The following is a 5,383-nucleotide window of genomic DNA, read 5'->3' on the forward strand; positions in this document are numbered from 1 at the left end:
AAGATTGTCCGGCGGTGTCCTACTCTCCCACACCCTCCCGAGTGCAGTACCATCGGCGCTGGAGGGCTTAGCTTCCGGGTTCGGAATGTTACCGGGCGTTTCCCCTCCGCCATGACCGCCGTAACTCTATGAACATGTCAACCAACCCAACAACATGGGTGGTGGTTTGTTCAGAGTTGCACAGTGGACGCGTAGCAGCTTAGTAGTCAAGTCCTCGGCCTATTAGTACCGGTCAACTGAACCCGTTACCGGGCTTACATTTCCGGCCTATCAACCCAGTCGTCTAGCTGGGGGCCTTACCCCACAAATGTGGGTGGGATACCTCATCTTGAAGCGAGCTTCCCGCTTAGATGCTTTCAGCGGTTATCCCTTCCGAACGTAGCTAACCAGCCGTGCCCCTGGCGGGACAACTGGCACACCAGAGGTTCGTCCGTCCCGGTCCTCTCGTACTAGGGACAGCCCTTCTCAAGTATCCTACGCGCACGGCGGATAGGGACCGAACTGTCTCACGACGTTCTAAACCCAGCTCGCGTACCGCTTTAATGGGCGAACAGCCCAACCCTTGGGACCTGCTACAGCCCCAGGATGCGACGAGCCGACATCGAGGTGCCAAACCATCCCGTCGATATGGACTCTTGGGGAAGATCAGCCTGTTATCCCCGGGGTACCTTTTATCCGTTGAGCGACACCGCTTCCACATGCCAGTGCCGGATCACTAGTCCCGACTTTCGTCCCTGCTCGACCTGTCAGTCTCACAGTCAAGCTCCCTTGTGCACTTGCACTCAACACCTGATTGCCAACCAGGCTGAGGGAACCTTTGGGCGCCTCCGTTACCCTTTAGGAGGCAACCGCCCCAGTTAAACTACCCACCAGACACTGTCCCTGAACCGGATAACGGTCCGAAGTTAGATACCCAAATCAACCAGAGTGGTATTTCAAGATTGCCTCCACCCATACTGGCGTATGGACTTCACCGGCTCCCACCTATCCTACACAAGCTAATTCAGATACCAATGTCAAGCTATAGTAAAGGTCCCGGGGTCTTTCCGTCCTGCCGCGCGTAACGAGCATCTTTACTCGTAATGCAATTTCGCCGGGCCTGTGGTTGAGACAGTGGGGAAGTCGTTACGCCATTCGTGCAGGTCGGAACTTACCCGACAAGGAATTTCGCTACCTTAGGATGGTTATAGTTACCACCGCCGTTTACTGGCGCTTAAGTTCTCCGCTTCGCCCCGAAGAGCTAACAGGTCCCCTTAACGTTCCAGCACCGGGCAGGCGTCAGTCCATATACATCGAATTACTTCTTCGCATGGACCTGTGTTTTTAGTAAACAGTCGCTTCCCCCTGCTCTCTGCGGCCATACAACGCTCCACCCGCGCGGGGCTTCACGTCTCCGGCCCCCCTTCTCCCTAAGTTACGGGGGCAATTTGCCGAGTTCCTTAACCACAGTTCGCCCGATCGCCTCGGTATTCTCTACCTGACCACCTGTGTCGGTTTGGGGTACGGGCCGCTAAGAACTCGCTAGAGGCTTTTCTCGGCAGCATAGGATCACTGACTTCACCTGAATCGGCTCGGCATCACGTCTCAGCCTATATGCGTCGCGGATTTGCCTACGACACGGCCTACACGCTTACCCCGGCACAACCACCGGCCGGGCTCAGCTACCTTCCTGCGTCACCCCATCGCTTGACTACTACCCGCCAGGTTCCCACGCTCCCCACCATTGGTCCGAAGACCGCCGGCAGTTCGGGTGGTTAGCACAACGAGGTTCGTCAGGGTCGCTCTTTCGCGGGTACGGGAATATCAACCCGTTGTCCATCGACTACGCCTCTCGGCCTCGCCTTAGGTCCCGACTCACCCAGGGCGGATTAGCCTGGCCCTGGAACCCTTGGTCATCCGGCGGAAGGGTTTCTCACCCTTCTTTCGCTACTCATGCCTGCATTCTCACTCGTGCCGCGTCCACAACTGGGTCACCCCGCTGCTTCACCCCCGGCACGACGCTCCCCTACCCATCCACACACCTGCATATCCCATCAAGGAGATACGAAGTTATTATGTGAATGCCACAGCTTCGGCGGTGTGCTTGAGCCCCGCTACATTGTCGGCGCGGAACCACTTGACCAGTGAGCTATTACGCACTCTTTAAAGGGTGGCTGCTTCTAAGCCAACCTCCTGGTTGTCTATGCGACCCCACATCCTTTTCCACTTAGCACACGCTTAGGGGCCTTAGCTGGTGATCTGGGCTGTTTCCCTCTCGACTACGAAGCTTATCCCCCGCAGTCTCACTGCCGCGCTCTCACTTACCGGCATTCGGAGTTTGGCTGATTTCGGTAAGCTTGTGGGCCCCCTAGACCATCCAGTGCTCTACCTCCGGCAAGAAACACGCGACGCTGCACCTAAATGCATTTCGGGGAGAACCAGCTATCACGGAGTTTGATTGGCCTTTCACCCCTAACCACAGGTCATCCCCCAACTTTTCAACGTTGGTGGGTTCGGCCCTCCACGCGGTCTTACCCGCGCTTCAGCCTGCCCATGGCTAGATCACTCCGCTTCGGGTCTAGAGCATGCGACTAAAAACGCCCTATTCAGACTCGCTTTCGCTACGGCTCCCCCACACGGGTTAACCTCGCCACATGCCACTAACTCGCAGGCTCATTCTTCAAAAGGCACGCCGTCACCCCGCAAGGCTCCGACGGATTGTAGGCGAACGGTTTCAGGTACTATTTCACTCCCCTCCCGGGGTACTTTTCACCATTCCCTCACGGTACTTGTCCGCTATCGGTCACCAGGAAGTATTTAGGCTTACCAGGTGGTCCTGGCAGATTCACGGCAGATTTCAGGAGTCCGCCGCTACTCGGGAACACCCACAGAAGATCAGCAACTTTCACCTACCGGACTATCACCGTCTACGGTCAGCCATTCCAGACTGTTCGACTAGCCACTGACTTTGTAACTCCTCCAACAGATGTCAGTCTGTTGAGCAGGGTCCCACAACCCCGACCACGCAACCCCTGACAGGTATCACACGCCGCCGGTTTAGCCTCAATCCGCTTTCGCTCGCCACTACTCACGGAATCACTATTTGTTTTCTCTTCCTACGGGTACTGAGATGTTTCACTTCCCCGCGTTCCCCCCACACACCCTATGTGTTCAGGTGCGGGTGACATCACATGACTGATGCCGGGTTCCCCCATTCGGACACCCTGGGATCACAGCTTGGTTGACAGCTCCCCCAGGCCTATCGCGGCCTCCCACGTCCTTCATCGGCTCCTGGTGCCAAGGCATCCACCGTTCGCCCTTGACAACTTGACCACAAAGATGCTCGCGTCCACTGTGCAATTCTCAACAAACAACCAACCCACAACCCACAAGCCCCACACCAAACCCGGCAAACCGCCGGCGGTATGCGAGACCAGGCCATGCCTGGCGCCTTCCGCCCCCGGAACACCGCCCAGGGGCATCTCAAGGCTCTGAAAGACAACCACTCGGGTTGTTCCTTCAGGACCCAACAGGGTGCTTACATCCGTCCCCAGCCGCACCACAGCCTCGTTCCCACCACCCCGAAGAGCAGCTGTACTAGAAGATCCGTGGCCGTTGCCGGCGACCGACTTGCCAGTGTCTCCGCCATCTGAGCACCCCACCACCACATTCGGGCAGTGCGGGCTCCATACCACCTTTCGGTGGATGGTGCTCCTTAGAAAGGAGGTGATCCAGCCGCACCTTCCGGTACGGCTACCTTGTTACGACTTCGTCCCAATCGCCAGCCCCACCTTCGACGGCTCCCTCCACAAGGGTTGGGCCACCGGCTTCGGGTGTTGCCGACTTTCGTGACGTGACGGGCGGTGTGTACAAGGCCCGGGAACGTATTCACCGCAGCGTTGCTGATCTGCGATTACTAGCGACTCCGACTTCACGGGGTCGAGTTGCAGACCCCGATCCGAACTGAGACCGGCTTTTTGGGATTCGCTCCACCTCACGGTATCGCAGCCCATTGTACCGGCCATTGTAGCATGCGTGAAGCCCTGGACATAAGGGGCATGATGACTTGACGTCATCCCCACCTTCCTCCGAGTTGACCCCGGCAGTCTTCGATGAGTCCCCGCCATAACGCGCTGGCAACATCGAACGAGGGTTGCGCTCGTTGCGGGACTTAACCCAACATCTCACGACACGAGCTGACGACAGCCATGCACCACCTGTGACCGCCCCCGAAGGACCTGCCATCTCTGACAGTTTTGCGGCCATGTCAAACCCAGGTAAGGTTCTTCGCGTTGCATCGAATTAATCCGCATGCTCCGCCGCTTGTGCGGGCCCCCGTCAATTCCTTTGAGTTTTAGCCTTGCGGCCGTACTCCCCAGGCGGGGCGCTTAATGCGTTAGCTGCGGCACAGGGAACCGGAGAGGCCCCCCACACCTAGCGCCCAACGTTTACAGCGTGGACTACCAGGGTATCTAATCCTGTTCGCTCCCCACGCTTTCGCTCCTCAGCGTCAGTATCGGCCCAGAGACCCGCCTTCGCCACCGGTGTTCCTCCTGATATCTGCGCATTTCACCGCTACACCAGGAATTCCAGTCTCCCCTACCGAACTCTAGCCTGCCCGTATCGACTGCAGGCCCGCAGTTGAGCTGCGGGTTTTCACAGTCGACGCGACAAGCCGCCTACGAGCTCTTTACGCCCAATAAATCCGGACAACGCTCGCGCCCTACGTCTTACCGCGGCTGCTGGCACGTAGTTGGCCGGCGCTTCTTCTGCAGGTACCGTCACTTACGCTTCGTCCCTGCTGAAAGAGGTTTACAACCCGAAGGCCGTCATCCCTCACGCGGCGTCGCTGCATCAGGCTTCCGCCCATTGTGCAATATTCCCCACTGCTGCCTCCCGTAGGAGTCTGGGCCGTGTCTCAGTCCCAGTGTGGCCGGTCGCCCTCTCAGGCCGGCTACCCGTCGTCGCCTTGGTAGGCCATCACCCCACCAACAAGCTGATAGGCCGCGAGCCCATCCCAAGCCGAAAAACTTTCCACCAAACACCATGCGGTGCAAGGTCATATTCGGTATTAGCCCCGGTTTCCCGGGGTTATCCCAAAGCCTGGGGCAGGTTGCTCACGTGTTACTCACCCGTTCGCCGCTCGAGTACCCCGAAGGGCCTTTCCGCTCGACTTGCATGTGTTAAGCACGCCGCCAGCGTTCGTCCTGAGCCAGGATCAAACTCTCCAACAAAAACTTGTCGAACAGCATAACCTGGCAACAAAAGTGTTGCCAAAGGAATCCCAACCAGCAACCACTCCCAAAAGAATGGCCACCAGTCCGGGGTATAAAACAATTGGCACTGGCTTTACAAGCACCCTGTTGAGTTCTCAAAGAACAACCACACACCAACCAGAAGCCCC

At 57.7% G+C, this 5,383-nt stretch carries 3 rRNA genes; all 3 read right to left on the minus strand.

From position 1 onward, the window contains the following. Positions 1–6: 6 nt before the first annotated feature. Positions 7–123, minus strand: a 5S ribosomal RNA gene (gene rrf, locus F8279_RS29000). 79 nt (positions 124–202) lie between these two features. Continuing rightward, positions 203–3,312: ribosomal RNA gene (locus tag F8279_RS29005) — 23S ribosomal RNA — on the minus strand. Between the two features lie 386 nt (positions 3,313–3,698). Next, a 16S ribosomal RNA gene (locus tag F8279_RS29010) occupies positions 3,699–5,213 on the minus strand. The 16S, 23S and 5S rRNA genes sit together here, the layout of an rRNA operon. Positions 5,214–5,383 lie beyond the last annotated feature (170 nt).

This window comes from Micromonospora sp. AMSO1212t (assembly GCF_008868145.1).
Taxonomy (GTDB): domain Bacteria; phylum Actinomycetota; class Actinomycetes; order Mycobacteriales; family Micromonosporaceae; genus Micromonospora; species Micromonospora tulbaghiae.